General features: G+C 52.2%; 23 protein-coding genes. 21 read left to right on the top strand and 2 right to left on the bottom strand.

From position 1 onward, the window contains the following. Window positions 1–32: 32 nt before the first annotated feature. The 8 genes from ABIE10_RS12385 to ABIE10_RS12350 are packed head-to-tail and all read left to right on the top strand — an operon-like array spanning window position 33 to window position 5,326. Window positions 33–560 (top strand): hypothetical protein, encoded by a 528-nt coding sequence (locus ABIE10_RS12385; RefSeq protein ID WP_429155872.1) that lies wholly within the window; start codon window positions 33–35, stop codon window positions 558–560. Continuing rightward, the gene (locus ABIE10_RS12380; RefSeq protein WP_429155870.1) at window positions 557–877 is read left to right on the top strand and encodes a hypothetical protein; all 321 of its coding nucleotides are present in this window, start codon (window positions 557–559) and stop codon (window positions 875–877) included. Before ABIE10_RS12385 ends, ABIE10_RS12380 begins: the two co-directional genes overlap by 4 nt. Then, window positions 874–1,212 carry an ead/Ea22-like family protein gene (locus tag ABIE10_RS12375; protein WP_429155868.1) on the top strand — a complete coding sequence of 113 codons (339 nt, stop codon included), beginning with the start codon at window positions 874–876 and terminating at the stop codon, window positions 1,210–1,212. The genes ABIE10_RS12380 and ABIE10_RS12375 overlap by 4 nt, the downstream gene beginning before the upstream one ends. A 1-nt stretch (window position 1,213) precedes the next feature. Then, window positions 1,214–2,044: a hypothetical protein gene (locus ABIE10_RS12370; protein WP_429155866.1), complete on the top strand. Its 831-nt coding sequence runs from the start codon at window positions 1,214–1,216 to the stop codon at window positions 2,042–2,044. After that, window positions 2,041–2,817 (top strand): hypothetical protein, encoded by a 777-nt coding sequence (locus tag ABIE10_RS12365; protein ID WP_429155864.1) that lies wholly within the window; start codon window positions 2,041–2,043, stop codon window positions 2,815–2,817. Before ABIE10_RS12370 ends, ABIE10_RS12365 begins: the two co-directional genes overlap by 4 nt. Further along, window positions 2,810–3,148 carry a hypothetical protein gene (locus ABIE10_RS12360; protein ID WP_429155862.1) on the top strand — a complete coding sequence of 113 codons (339 nt, stop codon included), beginning with the start codon at window positions 2,810–2,812 and terminating at the stop codon, window positions 3,146–3,148. Before ABIE10_RS12365 ends, ABIE10_RS12360 begins: the two co-directional genes overlap by 8 nt. Window positions 3,149–3,170: 22 nt before the next feature. Beyond that, window positions 3,171–3,848 (top strand): terminase small subunit, encoded by a 678-nt coding sequence (locus tag ABIE10_RS12355; RefSeq protein ID WP_429155965.1) that lies wholly within the window; start codon window positions 3,171–3,173, stop codon window positions 3,846–3,848. Then, on the top strand, window positions 3,845–5,326 hold the full coding sequence (locus tag ABIE10_RS12350; protein WP_429155860.1) for a terminase: 1,482 nt from the start codon (window positions 3,845–3,847) through the stop codon (window positions 5,324–5,326). Before ABIE10_RS12355 ends, ABIE10_RS12350 begins: the two co-directional genes overlap by 4 nt. A 200-nt stretch (window positions 5,327–5,526) precedes the next feature. On the opposite strand, the gene ABIE10_RS12345 is transcribed toward ABIE10_RS12350, so the two are convergent. Together ABIE10_RS12345 and ABIE10_RS12340 are read right to left on the bottom strand one after the other, a co-directional pair. Then, the gene (locus tag ABIE10_RS12345) at window positions 5,527–5,874 is read right to left on the bottom strand and encodes a hypothetical protein (RefSeq protein WP_429155858.1); all 348 of its coding nucleotides are present in this window, start codon (window positions 5,872–5,874) and stop codon (window positions 5,527–5,529) included. Window positions 5,875–5,976: 102 nt separating this feature from the next. Next, a complete protein-coding gene (locus tag ABIE10_RS12340) occupies window positions 5,977–6,237 on the bottom strand; it encodes a hypothetical protein (RefSeq protein WP_429155856.1) in 261 nt (86 codons plus the stop codon). Between the two features lie 307 nt (window positions 6,238–6,544). Between ABIE10_RS12340 and ABIE10_RS12335 the strand changes: the two genes are divergently transcribed. Genes ABIE10_RS12335 through ABIE10_RS12275 form a run of 13 tightly spaced genes read left to right on the top strand, consistent with a single transcriptional unit; the run spans window position 6,545 to window position 16,121 of the window. Next, the gene (locus ABIE10_RS12335; RefSeq protein WP_000334867.1) at window positions 6,545–6,751 is read left to right on the top strand and encodes a hypothetical protein; all 207 of its coding nucleotides are present in this window, start codon (window positions 6,545–6,547) and stop codon (window positions 6,749–6,751) included. 14 nt (window positions 6,752–6,765) lie between these two features. Continuing rightward, window positions 6,766–8,436 carry a portal protein gene (locus tag ABIE10_RS12330; protein WP_429155854.1) on the top strand — a complete coding sequence of 557 codons (1,671 nt, stop codon included), beginning with the start codon at window positions 6,766–6,768 and terminating at the stop codon, window positions 8,434–8,436. Continuing rightward, complete coding sequence (locus ABIE10_RS12325) at window positions 8,433–8,732, top strand: hypothetical protein (RefSeq protein WP_429155852.1); 300 nt, start codon at window positions 8,433–8,435, stop codon at window positions 8,730–8,732. Before ABIE10_RS12330 ends, ABIE10_RS12325 begins: the two co-directional genes overlap by 4 nt. Continuing rightward, entirely contained in the window at window positions 8,729–9,052 is a 324-nt protein-coding gene (locus ABIE10_RS12320; RefSeq protein WP_429155850.1) for a phenylalanyl-tRNA synthetase subunit beta, read from the top strand. The genes ABIE10_RS12325 and ABIE10_RS12320 overlap by 4 nt, the downstream gene beginning before the upstream one ends. Before the next feature lie 11 nt (window positions 9,053–9,063). Further along, window positions 9,064–9,774 (top strand): peptidase, encoded by a 711-nt coding sequence (locus ABIE10_RS12315; RefSeq protein ID WP_429155849.1) that lies wholly within the window; start codon window positions 9,064–9,066, stop codon window positions 9,772–9,774. 14 nt (window positions 9,775–9,788) lie between these two features. Then, window positions 9,789–10,775 carry a major capsid protein gene (locus ABIE10_RS12310; RefSeq protein WP_429155847.1) on the top strand — a complete coding sequence of 329 codons (987 nt, stop codon included), beginning with the start codon at window positions 9,789–9,791 and terminating at the stop codon, window positions 10,773–10,775. Window positions 10,776–10,826: 51 nt separating this feature from the next. Then, window positions 10,827–11,267 (top strand): Bbp16 family capsid cement protein, encoded by a 441-nt coding sequence (locus ABIE10_RS12305; protein WP_080160427.1) that lies wholly within the window; start codon window positions 10,827–10,829, stop codon window positions 11,265–11,267. Window positions 11,268–11,277: 10 nt separating this feature from the next. Then, a complete protein-coding gene (locus ABIE10_RS12300; RefSeq protein ID WP_234975450.1) occupies window positions 11,278–11,658 on the top strand; it encodes a hypothetical protein in 381 nt (126 codons plus the stop codon). A 51-nt stretch (window positions 11,659–11,709) separates the two neighbouring features. After that, entirely contained in the window at window positions 11,710–12,033 is a 324-nt protein-coding gene (gene gp10, locus ABIE10_RS12295) for a capsid staple protein (RefSeq protein WP_429155844.1), read from the top strand. After that, window positions 12,033–12,638, top strand: a complete 606-nt coding sequence (locus ABIE10_RS12290) for a hypothetical protein (RefSeq protein ID WP_000179045.1) — start codon at window positions 12,033–12,035, stop codon at window positions 12,636–12,638. The genes gp10 and ABIE10_RS12290 overlap by 1 nt, the downstream gene beginning before the upstream one ends. Beyond that, entirely contained in the window at window positions 12,638–15,115 is a 2,478-nt protein-coding gene (locus ABIE10_RS12285) for a hypothetical protein (RefSeq protein WP_429155842.1), read from the top strand. The genes ABIE10_RS12290 and ABIE10_RS12285 overlap by 1 nt, the downstream gene beginning before the upstream one ends. Further along, window positions 15,115–15,579 carry a hypothetical protein gene (locus ABIE10_RS12280; protein WP_429155840.1) on the top strand — a complete coding sequence of 155 codons (465 nt, stop codon included), beginning with the start codon at window positions 15,115–15,117 and terminating at the stop codon, window positions 15,577–15,579. The genes ABIE10_RS12285 and ABIE10_RS12280 overlap by 1 nt, the downstream gene beginning before the upstream one ends. After that, entirely contained in the window at window positions 15,579–16,121 is a 543-nt protein-coding gene (locus ABIE10_RS12275) for a virion core protein, T7 gp14 family (RefSeq protein ID WP_429155838.1), read from the top strand. The genes ABIE10_RS12280 and ABIE10_RS12275 overlap by 1 nt, the downstream gene beginning before the upstream one ends. Window positions 16,122–16,131: the final 10 nt, after the last annotated feature.

Here is a 16,131-nt window from a genome sequence, read left to right as displayed (position 1 = left end):
TCAATAACTTATGCGGGTAAGCGGGGGTAATAATGGGAAGCAATATCATTGAGTTAGCTAAGTTAGGACATGAGCGCGCGGCTGAACTGAAAGCATCGTGCGGTGCTGTCGACGTGCGCAGCGTGGCGAAACTGATTAGCGATCTGGCTACACAGCTTGAAGTACAACTGGTGCGAGGTAACGCGCAGGCAGTACAACTCGCTAACGCCGAGAGCAAGTGCATGTCGCTGGCGGCGGAGAATGCGGGGATCAAATCTGCTGCAGAGTTTGCGACAGCTCCTGATATGTGGATTGAGCAGCAAGATGGAATGCTGGATTACCGGTATTCGGAATGGTACGTAGATGTGCTGAAAGCCGCGATGGAAACCCCAGCGACCGACGCTTTCCTTGCTGAAGTGCGGGGAAAAGCTATCAAATCTGCACTAGATGATTGCTCTGAGTATCTCGACAGGGATTGCATCATGGAGTCTAACGGTATCAGTTACGATGACGCGGCCCTTCGGGAAATTGGTGCGACAGCTCTTCAGGAGGTGTTACTTCGCAAAGGAGCCGCGCTATGAGCAAACCACTCAGCTTTATTGACAATCACCTTCTCAGCGTTCGTGTCGATGAAATCTGCTCTGCTGTTCCAACTTTTGCAACAAAACAGGCAGCGCTCAAGGCTGGTTCAATGTTCGGCTGGCGTTCAGCCGTTCGCATTGAAAGGCGTTTCGAAAAGGTTTGGGTTGTTGGTAAGCGGTGTTTCCAGAGCGATCACTCTGCTGGGGTGAAATTTGAAGCATACCGTTTCCCGCTTCTCCGGTGGGAGAAAGAAGGCGGCATTACAAAATGCCCGATTCTTTCTGTGCGCAGATTCAAGCAGGAGTCAGCCCAATGACAGCACTCAACAAACAGGCGCTGCGCCAATTAGCAACTGATGCGCATGAACTTGGCATCATCAAACGTTACACGAAAGGCATCGAGGCCAATAAGAGATTCGCTGCCATCGTCACTCCTTTGACTGTGCTGGCGCTGCTGGATGAGCTGGAAGCCGCAGAGAAGCGCATAGCAGAACTGGAGGCGCGGACGGTTACTCTTCCTCAGCGTCTTCAGCCTGGTGCTGATGGATATGACGATTGGTATGTACACAGCGCAGATGATGGTGAATATCTAAAAGTTGATGATGTTATCGAAGCCATCCGCGACGCCGGCATCAAGGTTAAGGGGGAGTGAGATGAAACACGTAGTTCTCCACTCTGGTGGCCATGCTTCAGCTTTGGTTGCGATAGAGGTTGCGCGTAAATACGGCACTGAAAACATGATTCTTCTGACCCATAGTATCACCGGTATCGTTGAGGATTCAGATATTAAGCGTTTCCGCGATGAGGTTGCTGGATTTCTCGGCATGGAAATAACCTATGCAAATCATGGCAAATGGGATACAGCAACGCCAGTTGAGGTCTGTGTTGATGCTGGGGCATGGAAAGTTGGTAACGGTTCAATTCTTTGCACCAACCGTTTAAAGACTGCACCTTTTGATGCCTGGCTTAAAGAAAATGATCCGGATGCACAGAATATTTATTACTACGGCTTTGAGCCTTCTGAACCAAATCGTATACAGCGACGTGCAGGAATTCTAGGGGCTCGTGGGTACAAAACGGAATATCCGATGATTTGGACTGACCGTACCATTCTTTCTGTTGAAGAAGTTGGAATAGCGCTTCCAGGAACATATAGCCAGTTTAAACATGCCAATTGCGTAGGTTGTCTGAAAGCTGGATGGCAGCACTGGTACGTTGTGTACTGCACTCGTCCCGATATCTGGGATTCTGCGAAGGCTGGAGAACTTGAAATTGGTTATGCCATTCATAAAGACGCAAATGGTCCTGTGTATCTGGAAGATAAAGAGGAATTCTTTGCTGATATGAAAAGGGCTGGCGTCCCGCCAACTGAGCATATACCTCCAGGGAGGTTCTGGAGCATGGCAAAAAGAGCGGTGAAAAATCAGCAAATTGATTTGTTCACTGATGGTGAAAATGGCAAACCCTGTGAGTGTGCAGCATGACAACTAACAACCACCCGGCGCACGGTCCTGTATCACTCGATCGCCTGCACCAGATACGTGAAATACTCAGCAAAGCAGCAGCACAAAGCGACGGCGGTAATCTCGGCTACGCAATGGCTGATGCAGTGAAGGTGATTAATGGGGTGATTGCATCGTTTGATGCGAAGCCAGTGGCAGTCAACGACGATATGGCTTACACATTCCATCATGCGTTATCTGATTCATCGTTAGGCGCTGATGAGGTGGAGGGAATTAAGATTGGATTGCGAGCTGCGTTTGCCAATATTTCCGCCCCTCAGCCTGCGCTGGTAGTGCCGGATGAACTTCTCTCGTCGATGGAAGAGGTTTTGCGCATTTCAGACCGAGACCACGAGGCATGGCATAAGGTAAGAAATGGTATCGCACACTTCCGCGCCGCCATGCTTCAGGCTGGCAACTCTCCGGTAACTCCGGATGGTTACGTACTAGTGCCGAAGAAGCTAACCGCTGAGAACGGCGCAAAGGGTGTGTTGTCCGGTGAGTTTTCAGAAACGAAATTTATAAACTGCCCAGAGTGTTTTGGTGATGATGATTGCGAAACCTGCGACAGCAGCGGAAGAATTGAAATCACCGTTCCTGTCACCTGGACAACCATCAAAGCTATTTGGACTAAAGGTGTCGAGCATTTCGCAGCAGCACCGCAGCAGGAGGTGATTGGTATCGACCTCGCCAACGGGAAAGATGCATCTGTTGAGGTTGTTATTGAAAATGGAAAGGTTATATCTCATGGCTAAATCCGCAGCAGAACGCAAAGCCGCGCAGCGGGCCCGCCAGGCAGAAGCCGGTAACCGCAAACTGGAATTGCAACTCGACGAGCAGGAAATGGAAATGCTGGCGCGTAACTGCGCCGCCCGTCGCCCTGGTCGTGCGCCGTATGAAATGGCAGAATACATCGCGTTGCTTATCAGGCAGGATGATGCCCGCGTTCGTGGTCGTATCAAGTCAATCAGTGCTAGCCGGTGTGGAAAGTGCGGCGATTCACTGCCGGTTGAGTCGTGTCCGTGCGACGGTGATTCGGCATGCTGGGTTACGCGTGGCTGGCATGAAACTAAATTATCAGTGTGACATGTCACGATATCGACAATAAATTGCAACGGCCGCCGACTATGGCGGCTTTGTTTTGCGTGTTACTATTACCAAAACGGTAATTATTACTTCGGTGGTAACAATGCCCGCAGAACCAAAAGCGCCAAAGCGCAAATCAACGCAGTACAAGCCACTCACCGCGATGCAGGAGGCTTACGCGCAGGAATATACCAAATGCCCTGAGAATCAGACGCAGGCGGCGATTAACGCAGGATTCTCGCCTAATACGGCAGCGGTAAAGGCCAGTGTTATGATGCGTGATGAGCGCATCCAGAAACGGATCGCCGAGTTGATGGAGGAACGCAACAAACGCCTGCGCGTCAGTGCTGATTATGTGCTGCTCCGCCTGGTGGAAATTGACCAGATGGATGTGATAGACATCCTGAACGATGACATGAGCATCAAGCCGGTTTCGGAATGGCCTAAGGTCTGGCGTCAGTATCTTACCGGTTTCGATCTGGCCGACATGTTCGAAGGCCGTGGCGACGAGAAAGAACTTGTTGGCATCCTCAAAAAAATCAAATGGCCGGACAAGGTGAAGAACCTCGAGCTGATTGGTAAGCACGTCGACGTCAACGCGTTCAAAGAGCGCCTGGAGGTTTCCGGCACCGTCACTATTGCCGACCGTATGGCGAAGGCCCGCCGCCGCGTTAAAGAGCAGGCTGGTGGTGAAGAATGACAGCCGCAGCCATGTCGCCGGAAGAGCAGCTCGTCGAGGATATCGCCTCATTCACGTATGACCCGCTGGGCTATGCGCTGTATGCGTTTCCGTGGGGAGAGGATGGCACAGAACTGGCGCACGCCACTGGCCCGCGCAAATGGCAGGCTGATGCATTCCGCGAGATACGCGATCATCTCCAGAACCCCGCGACGCGTCATCAGCCGCTGATGCTGGCTCGTGCATCCGGCCACGGCATCGGTAAATCTGCTTTCATCTCGATGCTGATTAACTGGGGTATGTCCACCTGCGAGGATTGCAAGGTGGTGGTGACCGCCAACACCGACAACCAGCTGCGCACAAAGACGTGGCCGGAAATCATCAAATGGTCCAACCTGGCTATCACCAAAGAGTGGTTCACCTGCACCGCCACGGCGATGTACAGCAACGATCCGGGACACGATAAACGCTGGCGAGCTGACGCTATTCCGTGGTCCGAGCACAACACCGAGGCATTTGCAGGGCTGCACAACGAGCGCAAGCGCATCATCGTGGTATTCGACGAAGCATCCAACATTGCCGATCTGGTGTGGGAAGTAGCAGAAGGTGCTCTGACGGACGAAGACACAGAGATTATCTGGGTGGCGTTCGGGAACCCGACGCGTAACACCGGGCGTTTCCGTGAATGTTTCCGCAAATATAAACACCGCTGGAAGTGCGCGCAGATTGATTCCCGCACCGTGGAAGGCACCAACAAGCAGCAGTTACAGAAATGGGTGGACGACTACGGCGAAGACAGCGACTTCGTGAAAGTCCGCGTGCGCGGTATCTTCCCTGATGCGTCTGAAAATCAGTTTATTCCGTCAGGCTTGACGCAGCCAGCCGTGGGCAGGGTGATTACTCCGGCACAGGTCCAGCACGCTGCTGTAGTTCTTGGCGTCGACCCGTCTCACCAGGGGAAAGACCCCGCAGTTATCTATCTTCGGCAAGGACTGCACTGCAAGAAGCTCGGGGAGTGGCAGCGGACCACTGACGACGTATTGTTTGCCAAAATAATTGCCGACTTCGAGGACCAGTACCAGGCCGATGCTGTGTTTATCGATTACGGCTATGGCACAGGTCTTAAATCTGTCGGTGATAACTGGGGCCGTAACTGGACCCTGATTCAGTTTGGCAGCGGCACGGCAGATCCCGAGATGGGCAATAAACGCGGTGAGATGTACAAATCAGCCCGCGATGCGCTGAAGCTTGGGGCGCAACTCGACAGCCAGAACCTTGCCGATGAGTTGAGTGCTCCGGAGTACAAGGTCAGGCTGAAGGACAGCAGGAAGATTTTGCAGGACAAGGAAGAGGTAAAAGAGTTGCTCGGCAGATCCCCGAACGATGCCGACGCATACGTGCTGACATATGCCGCGCCTGTTACCAAAAAACAGTTTAACTATGTGCAGCAGCAGAGCCAGCAGGGCAGGGCGCTGACGGAATATGACCCTTGGAAATAGTCAATAAAATCAACGGGCGCAATTTTGCGCTTGGTTAACCAGATAGTTAATCGGTTCGGACTGATTACCGGCTTTTATCGATGAAATTTCCAAAGTGTCTTTTAGCATTTTGGAACAAAATCATATACTTGAAAGCGAAAATTTTAGCGGGTTAAAACAAAGCCCGCCGATGTGCGGGCTGATTGTGTAAGTGATATCTATTACTTTTTGATGATATTCCCAGACATGGTGCTTGCTCCGCCACTGATGGTGTCGCAAATCACGTCACCAGACATTGTATTGACGTTTCCCGATACGCTTGAGCAACGAACATCACCAGACATAGTCTTCACCTGATGAGCATTTCCGCTAACATTTATAGAACCATTTTCAACTTCTACGCTTTCCACGCTACCGTTTATAGTTATGATTACTTGTTCGTTTTGTGTGCTTCCTTGCTCAACCCCATCAACGAAAACCCTACCATTATTGACTGTAACTTGTCGTCCAGTGTACTCATGCCCGTTGATGATGATGCTTGAACCACTGTGGCTGTTGATTTTAACCATTATTTTCGCCTTAGTTTAATTTTGATTATCAAAGATTAATATTATGCCATGTCATTATGCATGGTTCGAAACCTGCATTTAATTTAGTGACATGTCACTCATCTAAATGCGCGCATAGCCAGATTCAAATGCTTCTGCCGGGCTGTAAGATTCATAGCCTACTTCATACTGCACATAGTACCCGCCAGCAACAGGACAGTGTTTATTGATGTAATCAACTTCAACATCAAAATTACCGAAGCCATTTTCTTCTGGAGTGATGATCCCTGTTCCGTCAGGATTGACATGCACATGTTTGATTTTCAGGGCCCAAACTTTTTTGTGGCACTGATACTGAGGCATTTGTACTGATACGCTCATCATTTTCACCTTAAAAAAATGCCCACCGAAGTGGGCGAACTGGAAGCAAGGGTGCCTTCCATGGCAGTTACGGGTTTACAGCGCAACGTCATCGCAATGGCGTTCTGGTGTAAAAGTGACGGTGGCCAGCATCAAGGGAACCCATCCGGACCGCTGCGGCACATGTGCCATATGCCGTACATCCACTGCGTTACATCAACATCAATTACCTAAAAGGTAATATCTGATGTTATAAGTGTCAATAGCCTACGCTAAATAAATCATATGTGGTTAAATTGGTAATAATTTAATTGCGTACGGAGCTATTGCTATGTGTATCGGCAGCAAGCCATCAGTGCCAGCAGCGCCAGAAGTACAGGCTGCGCCACAGGAGCAGGATGCAGCAGTTGTCAGTTCTCGTGACGACGAAGAGCGCCGCCGCCGTGCAGCAGCAGGCCGCAGTTCTACTCTGCTGACTGGTGCGCAGGGTGACACCTCAACTGCAAACACCAGCGGTAAAACGCTGCTTGGTCAGTAACGGAGTAGGCAGAGATGGCGGAAACCGAAAAAGAGCGCCTGCTGAAGCAGCTCGCACAGTTGAAGAATGAGCGTACATCGTTCGAATCGCACTGGCGTGATTTGAGTGACTTCATCAATCCGCGTGGTTCCCGCTTTCTGACGTCTGATGTAAACCGTGATGATCGTCGTAATACCAAAATTGTTGACCCCACTGGCTCAATGGCTCAGCGCATTTTGTCCAGCGGCATGATGTCAGGCATCACCAGCCCGGCACGACCGTGGTTCAAACTGGCAACGCCTGACCCTGACATGATGGACTATGGCCCGGTGAAAATCTGGCTGGAAGTCGTGCAGCGCCGCATGAACGAAGTGTTTAACAAATCGAATCTGTATCAGTCACTGCCTGTAATGTACGCAAGCCTGGGTACTTTCGGCACCGGCGCTATGGCTGTTCTGGAAGATGACCAGGACGTGATCCGCACAATGCCTTTCCCTATTGGCAGTTACTACCTGGCTAACAGTCCGCGCGGCAGTGTTGATACCTGTATTCGCCAGTTCTCCATGACCGTGCGTCAGATGGTGCAGGAATTCGGTCTGGATAACGTCAGCACATCCGTAAAAGGCATGTGGGAAAACGGCACGTATGAAACGTGGGTGGAGGTTAACCACTGCATCACGCCTAACGTCAACCGCGACAGCGGGAAGATGGACAGCAAGAACAAGCCGTATCGCTCCGTATACTTCGAGACTGGCGGCGACTCCGACAAGTTGCTGCGTGAATCCGGTTTTGATGAATTCCCGATCCTGGCTCCGCGCTGGGAAGTGAATGGTGAAGACGTTTATGCGTCATCTTGTCCTGGCATGTTGGCACTCGGTCAGGTTAAAGCCCTTCAGGTTGAGCAGAAGCGCAAAGCTCAGCTGATCGATAAAGCCACTAACCCGCCGATGGTTGCCCCGACATCGCTCAAGAATCAGCGTGTTTCCCTGCTGCCTGGCGATGTGACGTATCTGGATGTACTGAGTGGTCAGGACGGTTTCAAACCTGCTTACCTGGTCAACCCGAATACTGCAGATCTGCTGGCTGATATTCAGGACACCCGCCAGACCATCAACAGTGCCTACTTCGTCGACCTTTTTATGATGCTGCAAAACATCAACACTCGCTCAATGCCGGTGGAAGCTGTGATCGAGATGAAAGAAGAGAAGCTGCTGATGCTCGGACCGGTACTGGAGCGCCTGAACGACGAAGCACTAAACCCGCTTATCGATCGCGTGTTCTCAATCATGGCTCGCAAGAACATGTTGCCCGAACCTCCGGACGTTCTTCAGGGTATGCCGCTGCGTATCGAATACATCTCCGTGATGGCGCAGGCGCAGAAATCTATCGGCCTCACCAGCCTGTCGCAGACAGTTGGCTTTATCGGGCAACTGGCACAGTTCAAACCTGAAGCGCTCGACAAGCTCGACGTGGATCAGGCTATCGACGCGTTCTCTGAAATGTCAGGCGTATCGCCAACCGTCATTGTTCCACAGGAACAGGTGCAGGGCATTCGTGAAGAGCGCGCTAAACAGGCACAGGCCGCACAGTCAATGGCTATGGGTCAGGCGGCAGCGCAAGGGGCCAAGACTCTCAGCGAAACTCAGACCAGTGACCCGAGCGCATTAACCGCTATCGCTAATGCAGCAGGAGCGCCGCAGCAATGACTGATATCGACGACGAAGGACGCAAAGCAGAGCTTGACGCCAAACAGCAACTTCTGGCTCAGCGAGACATCGACGACATCAAGTTCGTTATGGGAAGCGAGCAAGGCCGCCGTGTCGTCTGGTCGTTGCTGGAGAAAGGTAAGGTGTTCGCTCCATGCTTCTCTGGTGATCCGCACTTAACCGCATTCAACGAGGGGCAGCGCAACCTGGCGCTGGCATTGTTCCAGCGTGTCATGGCGCACTGCCCGGATCAGTATCTGAAAATGGCCGCAGAGGCAGGAGAGAACAATTTATGACACAGGTGCAAACCCAGAGCGTCGTGCGCCTCGATGGTTCCAACCAGGTAGTTGAGGTTCCGGATCCTGCCCCGGCAGTAATTGGCGCTCCAACCGCGACTGATTACGGCGGCGTGAAACTTGGTGCGGCAATCGCGGCCCCAGCCGCAATGACGGCTACCAAGGATACAGCCTCAGCGGCATCAGATGTTGCTGGTCTGCTCGTCGACCATAACGACCTGGTTACGAAATATAACGCGCTGATGGATGACACAGCCGCATTGCGCACCACGCTGACATCAGTTCTGGCGCAACTGAAAGCCAAAACGATCCCAGTTTAAGGAGATAACCAATGAATTTGTTTGAACGTCTTCTGCATCGCCGTTTTTGCAATGAGCAACCTGCTGATGGTGGCGCAGCTCCTGCTGCATCTGAACCCGCAGCATCAACTGGTGATAATCCGGCACCCGCTGGCGATCAGGCTAAACCAGAAGTCGATAAGCCGCAACCTGGTGCTGAAGCCGACAAACCTCAGGAAGAAAAACCTGCTGATGGTGATAAGCCAGAAGAGAAAAAGCCTGGTGAAGACAAAGAGCAGAAGCAGGAAGGCGCGCCTGAGAAGTATGAGTTCAAACCAGCTGAAGGGCAGGAACTCGACACCGCAGCGCTGGAACAATTCGAGCCTATCGCCCGTGAACTGAACCTGACCAATGAGCAGGCGCAGAAAATGGTTGACCTGTACGGCACCAAGATTATGCCAATGGTCCAGCAGCAGCAGGCGGAAGCCTGGCAGAAAACCACCGAACAGTGGGCTGCTGACGTTAAGGCGGACAAGGAAATCGGCGGAGACAATCTCACCGGTAACCTGAGCGCGGCACAGCGTGCTCTTGCTAAGTTCGGCACACCTGAACTGAAAGAATATCTGGAAGGCACCGGCCTGGGTAATCACCCTGAGCTGGTTAAAGCCTTCATCAAAGTCGGTAAGGCCATGTCAGAAGACGGCATGGTAACCGGGAAAGAAAGCGGTCAGCGTAGTGCTGCCGAAGTGCTCTATGGCAAATAAGAGAGGAAATAACCATGGCTGTTAAAGGCTTAACTGCGCTGACGCTGGCAGACTGGGGCAAGCGCATCGACCAGAACGGGAAAGTCGATAAGATTATCGAACTTCTCGCACAAACTAACCCGATCCTGCAGGATATGCTGATCGTTGAAGGTAACCTTCCTACCGGTCACCGTACCACTATCCGCTCAGGACTGCCGTCAGCAACCTGGCGTTTGCTGAACTATGGTGTGCAGCCAAGCAAATCCACCACTGTACAGGTAACAGACTCCTGCGGGATGCTGGAAACCTATGCCGAAATCGATAAGTCTCTGGCTGACCTGAACGGCAACACAGCTGAATTCCGCCTGTCTGAAGACCGCGCATTCATTGAAGCCATGAACCAGCAGATGGCTCAGACCTTGTTCTATGGTGATACCAGTGTTAACCCGCAGCAGTTTATGGGGCTGGCGTCTCGTTATTCCAGCAAATCAGCTGGTAACGGCCAGAACATTATCGACGCTGGTGGCACTGGCACAGATAACACTTCTATCTGGCTGGTGGTATGGGGTGAAAACACTGTTCACGGCATCTTCCCGAAAGGTCAAAAGGCTGGACTTCATATGGAAGATAAGGGCCAGCAGACCCTTAAAGATGCTAATGGTGGCCAGTATGAAGGCTATCGCACTCACTATAAGTGGGATAACGGCCTGGCTCTTCGTGACTGGCGCTACGTTGTTCGTATCGCCAACATCGATGTAAGCGATCTGTCTGTTCCTGCCTCTGCTGCAAACATCGTCACTCAGATGGTTAAAGCTCTGCACCGCGTTCCTAACCTGAAGATGGGCCGTGCGGCTTTCTATATGAACCGTACCGTTGCCCAGGCTCTCGACCTGCAATCTCTGGATAAAGCCTCTCTGGCTCTGTCCGTCAAAGAGACAGAAGGCGAATGGTGGACCACTTTCCGTGGCATTCCGATCCGTGAAACCGATGCGATTCTGGAAACAGAAGCGCGCGTTGTTTAACGCCTGTTATTAACTGATGGGCCTTAACAGGCCCATGAATGGAGAAAGAAAATGATCCTCGACAAACTGTTGATGTTCTCCGAGAAGCAGGCGGTAACAGCTTCTGCTGCTTCTACGGACGTGATTGACCTCGGCCCTATCGACGGCACCCGCCGCGATATCGGCGTTGGTTATCCTCTGGAATTCTGGGCAACCGTTGACACCACAGCAACTGCAGCCGGTGCTGCGACTCTGAACGTTCAGTTACAGACCAGCCCGGACAACTCCACCTGGACCACCATCTACGACAGCGGCGCTTTGGCTCTGGCTGCGTTGACTGCTGGAAAGCGCCTGTTCTCTGCAAAGGTTCCGGCTGGTGTTCAGCGTTATCTGCGCGTGAACTACACGGTAGGTACTGGCCCGCTGACGGCTGGCGCATTTACCTCGGGTATTAACCTGGATGTTGATAACAACAGCCCGTACTACCCGACTCGTTCAAAAGTGACTGGCTAAGGGGATAGCGATGTCAGGTGAAAAAGCAAGATACCGCGTCCTGCGTTTATCACACATTCATAACAACCTATGGCCTGAAGGTTCTGAAGTTGAGTATGAGGGTGAACCAGGTACGGCGCTGGAGCCGCTGAACGATGCGGCGAAATTGGCAAAAGAGATCGCCGAGAAGCGTAAAGGTAAATCGGCGGCTTCAGTTGTCAATTCTCCAGTTTCCGTTGCTGTTCATCCAGTAGTGGAAGAATTGAAATCTGATGGCACTGGTGCGGTAAGCGAAGACCTTACTCAGCTTCGACAGCAGTATGAAGATTTGCTAGGCAAGAAGCCGGGTAATAAAACGGCTGAAACGCTGGCAAAAGAGATCGCCGAGAAGCGTGCCGAACTGGGCGTCTAAGCCTCGCTAAACAAACAAGGGGCTTAGGCCCCTTTATTGCAGGAGTCCGTTATGGATCTGGTAAACCTCAAAACCGGCACAGACACCTATCAGGATGAGGATGGTAAAACCCAGACTCGTGATGATTATCCGTGGGGCCTTTGCATTGAGTTGAACAACGAGACGCTTGCCAAGCTCAAGGCAACGCCTCAATCTGCCGGAACTGAAGTGATGATCACAGCAAAGGCAACCATTCGCTCAACTTCTACCCGTGAAACTGAGGATGGAATGCAGCATAACGCTAGTCTGCAGATCACTGATATGGCGCTCAGTCCAGTATTCGGTGAGCAACCGAAGTCAGCAGCGCAAACTCTCTATGGTGGGGAGGATGATTAATGGCTTCTGTTATCGAGATCTGCAACCGCGCGCTGAGCAATATCGGCAACAGTCGCAGCATTAACAGCCTGAATGAAGCCAGCAAAGAGGCAGGGCAATGCTCACTGCATTTCGATGCGTGTCGTGATGCTGCTCTGGCTGACTTCGACTGGAACTTTGCAACCAAGCGCGTGGCGCTGGCTGATACCAATAATCCGCCTCCGGACTGGCAGTACGCTTACCAGTACCCATCTGATTGCGTCCGTATAACCGAGATCATGCCTACCGGCATACGTAATCCTACCGCTGCTCAGCGCATTGAATATGTTGTCGGTTCCAATGAGGACCTGACAGGTAAGCTCATTTACACCGATCAGCCGAAAGCGTGGTTGAAGTACGTGGCGCGGGTTACTGACGTCAATATGTATGATGCCATTTTTATGGAGGCGCTTTCCTGGCGTCTGGCTGCTGCCATTAATATGGCGCTGACCGGTAGCGCAGATCTCGGTAACAATGCACTGACGATGTACAACCGTGTGATCCTGAGTGCTGGCTCACATAGCCAGAACGAATCGCAGGAGCCACAACCACCTGTAGATGAGTTCACAGCAGCGAGGTTGTCATAATGGCTTTTAGCTGGATTCAACCGAGCTTTGCCGGTGGTGAAATTGGTCCGTCACTGTATGGCCGCATTGATATGTCAAAGTATCAGGTGGCACTGCGCAAGTGCGATAACTTCATTGTTCGCCAATATGGCGGTGTAGAGAACAGACCTGGTACGCGCTTTGTTGGTCCTGCTAAATATCCTGATCGCAAGTGCCGGTTAATCCCATTTCAGTTCTCGACCGTACAGACCTATGCTCTGGAGTTCGGGCACAACTATATGCGCGTTATCAAAGATGGCGCTTATGTTCTGACGACCAGCAATGTGATTTATGAGCTGGCGATGCCGTATGCTGACACTGACCTTTTCCGCATTAAATTCACGCAGAGCGCCGATGTTCTGACGCTGGTGCATCCTGCATACCCGCCGAAAGAACTGCGCCGCTATGCGCACGACAACTGGCAGATCGTCGACGTTACCACCAAAAACGGACCGTTCGAAGATATCAACGTTGACGATACTGTGAAGGTCTACGCCAGCGCCAGCACCGGAACAATTACGCTGACGGCCAGTTCTGCAATCTTCGGTGCTGAGCAGGTCGGAAAACTGTTCTATCTCGAGCAGCCTGCGGTTGATTCCGTCCCGGTATGGGAAACCAGCAAGACTACAGCAATCAACGACGTTCGCCGTGCAGACAGCAACTACTACCGAGCCAATACTGCGGGCAAGACAGGAACACTTCGACCGTCTCACACTGAAGGTATGTCGTGGGATGGCTGGGGCGGAACTGGTTCAGATGATACCGGGATCCAGTGGGAGTACCTGCACAGCGGTTTCGGCATTGCAAAGATTACAGCAGTGGCTGGTGATGGGCTGACAGCAACCGCCGATGTTGTTTCATTCATTCCATCTCAGGTGGTTGGCTCCACTAACGGCAGTTATAAGTGGGCGAAATACGCGTGGAACAGCGTTAACGGCTACCCGAGCACTGTTGTTTACTACCAGCAGAGACTTTACTTTGCCGCGTCTACCGCATATCCGCAAACCATCTGGGCGAGCCGCACCGGAGACTATAAAGACTTCGGCAAGAATAACCCGATTCAGGATGACGATCGCATCATCTACACCTACGCCGGGCGTCAGGTGAATGAGATCCGTCACCTTATTGATGTTGGTAACCTAGTCGCTCTGACATCTGGCGGAGAATATACGATATCCGGGGACCAGAATAAGGTCCTCACGCCGTCGGCGTTTTCGTTCAGCTCTCAGGGGAATAACGGTTCCAGTAACGTGCCACCTATCGCCGTGGCCAACATCGCGTTGTTCATCCAGGAGAAAGGCAGCGTTGTGCGCGATCTGGCCTACTCTTTCGACGTTGACGGATATCAGGGAACTGACCTGACCATACTGGCAAACCACCTTTTCCAGAAGCATAGCATTGTCGACTGGTCATTCTGCATTGTGCCGTACAGCAGCGCTTTCTGCATTCGTGACGACGGCAAGTTGCTGGTGCTCACGTATCTGCGCGATCAGCAGGTTTTCGCCTGGGCGCCGCAGTCCAGCGCCGGGAAGTACGAAAGCACCTGCTCCATCAGTGAAGGCAGCGAGGATGCAGTTTACTTCGTGGTTAACCGTACTATCAACGGTCAGACGAAACGATACATTGAGCGCCTGTCCAGCCGCCTGTTTACCAGTGATGAAGATGCGTTCTTTGTCGATTGTGGCCTGAGCTACGACGGGCGCAATACATCATCCCGCACAATGACCATCAGCGGTGGCGCCGGCGAATGGAGTTATCAGGTCGATTATCCGGTTACTGTGAGTGGTGGGGCTTACTTCGTCAGTACGGATGTTGGCGCTCAGATTCAGTTCCCATATACCGGAACGGATCCAGACACCAACGAGCCGGTGGCTAAAGAGCTGCGTGGCGACATAATTTCAGTGACCAGTAATACCGCGGTAGTCGTGCGCTTCAACCGTAACGTCCCGTCGGTACTTCGCAATGTGGCCACAACTAACTGGCAGATGGCGCGCCAGACGTTCGGTGGCCTGTCACACCTTGAAGGTCAGACGGTAAACATCCTGTCAGATGCCAGCGTTGAGCCGCAAAAAACTGTAACTGGTGGCTCTGTCACGCTGGAATCACCCGGCGCAGTTGTTCATATCGGTTTGCCTATCACCGCTGAATTCGAAACTCTAGACATCAATATCAACGGTCAGGAAACGCTGCTGGATAAAAAGCAGGTCATTCCTACTGTAACGATGGTTGTTAATTCCAGCCGCGGAATCTGGGCAACAACTCCTGGTGGAACCTGGTATGAACATCCGCAGCGTGAATTTGAGTTCTACGACGATCCTGTTGATGACGCTACCGGCAAGGTTGAAGTAAAACTCGACAGCAACTGGGATAAAAACGGACGTGTTAAGGTTCGCCAGCTCGACCCGCTTCCACTTTCTGTTCTTGCTGTATTGCCTCGCCTTACCGTCGGAGACTTCTGATGATTAACGCTCAGATCGTACCCGCTACCGCGGAGCATATCGAAGCCATTATTCCGCTTGTTCGTCAGGCTGATATCAATGAATTTCTGGCAACCAATGGATGGAGTCCGCGCCGCGTCCTGGAAACCGGTCTGCGTACGTCAACATTCTGCTGCGCCGGTCTGATAAACGGTGAGGTGGTGACCATCTTCGGCGTAGCGCCGGCATCAATGATCGGCGGCAGCGGCATACCATGGCTGGTGGGCACTGACGCGCTGGAGAAATACCAGCGCACCTTCCTTCGCCGCTGCGGAAAAGTGGTCAATGCAATGCTGACTGTTTACCCGTATCTTGAAAATTATGTTGATGCACGCAACCACACTGCGCGCATCTGGCTTCACTGGCTGGGATTCACCATCGATGAACCCCAGCCATACGGCATTTACAGCCTACCGTTTCACCGTTTCCACATGGAGAGAAAATAATGTGCAGCCCGGCTATCGCTCTCGCTGGCGCCAGTGTCGCTTTAAGTGGCGTTTCAGCATACAACCAGTACCAGCAAGGTAAGTATTCATCTGCTGTTGCCGAGCAAAATGCAGAGGTGGCTACGGCACAGGCACAGGATTCTATCAACCGTGGCAACGCTCAGGCTGATGAGGTTCGCCGTCGCAATCTGCAGGCCGCCGGCACTCAGGCGGCGACCATGGGGGCTACAGGTGCAGACCTCTCCACTGGTGGAGCACTGGATATCTTCGGCGATACGGCTCAGTTTGGCGCGCTGGATGCGCTGACTACGGTTAATAACGCTCAGCGTGAAGCGTATGGGTATGAAGTTCAGGCTGCCAACTACAAAGCCCAGGCCAGCGCTTCGCGTAAGCAGGGAAATATGGGCGCATTTACCACACTGCTGACTGCTCCACTTCAGGCATACGGTGCTTACCAGATGGGCGGCGGAACGTGGTCACCATTCACCCAAAGCAAAGCGGCACCAATAAGCGCTGCTATCGGCACACCAACCGGTCGATAAGGAGATATCA

The organism is Citrobacter sp. 506 (assembly GCF_050434985.1).
Lineage (GTDB): Bacteria > Pseudomonadota > Gammaproteobacteria > Enterobacterales > Enterobacteriaceae > Citrobacter > Citrobacter braakii.
This window is presented reverse-complemented; position numbering and strand designations above follow the sequence as displayed.

Coding starts and splice junctions, on each gene's coding strand:
- ABIE10_RS12385 (WP_429155872.1), top strand. CDS start 33: ATGGGAAGCAATATCATTGAGTTAGCTAAGTTAGGACATGAGCGCGCG.
- ABIE10_RS12380 (WP_429155870.1), top strand. CDS start 557: ATGAGCAAACCACTCAGCTTTATTGACAATCACCTTCTCAGCGTTCGT.
- ABIE10_RS12375 (WP_429155868.1), top strand. CDS start 874: ATGACAGCACTCAACAAACAGGCGCTGCGCCAATTAGCAACTGATGCG.
- ABIE10_RS12370 (WP_429155866.1), top strand. CDS start 1,214: ATGAAACACGTAGTTCTCCACTCTGGTGGCCATGCTTCAGCTTTGGTT.
- ABIE10_RS12365 (WP_429155864.1), top strand. CDS start 2,041: ATGACAACTAACAACCACCCGGCGCACGGTCCTGTATCACTCGATCGC.
- ABIE10_RS12360 (WP_429155862.1), top strand. CDS start 2,810: ATGGCTAAATCCGCAGCAGAACGCAAAGCCGCGCAGCGGGCCCGCCAG.
- ABIE10_RS12350 (WP_429155860.1), top strand. CDS start 3,845: ATGACAGCCGCAGCCATGTCGCCGGAAGAGCAGCTCGTCGAGGATATC.
- ABIE10_RS12345 (WP_429155858.1), bottom strand. CDS start 5,874: ATGGTTAAAATCAACAGCCACAGTGGTTCAAGCATCATCATCAACGGG.
- ABIE10_RS12340 (WP_429155856.1), bottom strand. CDS start 6,237: ATGATGAGCGTATCAGTACAAATGCCTCAGTATCAGTGCCACAAAAAA.
- ABIE10_RS12335 (WP_000334867.1), top strand. CDS start 6,545: ATGTGTATCGGCAGCAAGCCATCAGTGCCAGCAGCGCCAGAAGTACAG.
- ABIE10_RS12330 (WP_429155854.1), top strand. CDS start 6,766: ATGGCGGAAACCGAAAAAGAGCGCCTGCTGAAGCAGCTCGCACAGTTG.
- ABIE10_RS12325 (WP_429155852.1), top strand. CDS start 8,433: ATGACTGATATCGACGACGAAGGACGCAAAGCAGAGCTTGACGCCAAA.
- ABIE10_RS12320 (WP_429155850.1), top strand. CDS start 8,729: ATGACACAGGTGCAAACCCAGAGCGTCGTGCGCCTCGATGGTTCCAAC.
- ABIE10_RS12315 (WP_429155849.1), top strand. CDS start 9,064: ATGAATTTGTTTGAACGTCTTCTGCATCGCCGTTTTTGCAATGAGCAA.
- ABIE10_RS12310 (WP_429155847.1), top strand. CDS start 9,789: ATGGCTGTTAAAGGCTTAACTGCGCTGACGCTGGCAGACTGGGGCAAG.
- ABIE10_RS12305 (WP_080160427.1), top strand. CDS start 10,827: ATGATCCTCGACAAACTGTTGATGTTCTCCGAGAAGCAGGCGGTAACA.
- ABIE10_RS12300 (WP_234975450.1), top strand. CDS start 11,278: ATGTCAGGTGAAAAAGCAAGATACCGCGTCCTGCGTTTATCACACATT.
- gp10 (WP_429155844.1), top strand. CDS start 11,710: ATGGATCTGGTAAACCTCAAAACCGGCACAGACACCTATCAGGATGAG.
- ABIE10_RS12290 (WP_000179045.1), top strand. CDS start 12,033: ATGGCTTCTGTTATCGAGATCTGCAACCGCGCGCTGAGCAATATCGGC.
- ABIE10_RS12285 (WP_429155842.1), top strand. CDS start 12,638: ATGGCTTTTAGCTGGATTCAACCGAGCTTTGCCGGTGGTGAAATTGGT.
- ABIE10_RS12280 (WP_429155840.1), top strand. CDS start 15,115: ATGATTAACGCTCAGATCGTACCCGCTACCGCGGAGCATATCGAAGCC.
- ABIE10_RS12275 (WP_429155838.1), top strand. CDS start 15,579: ATGTGCAGCCCGGCTATCGCTCTCGCTGGCGCCAGTGTCGCTTTAAGT.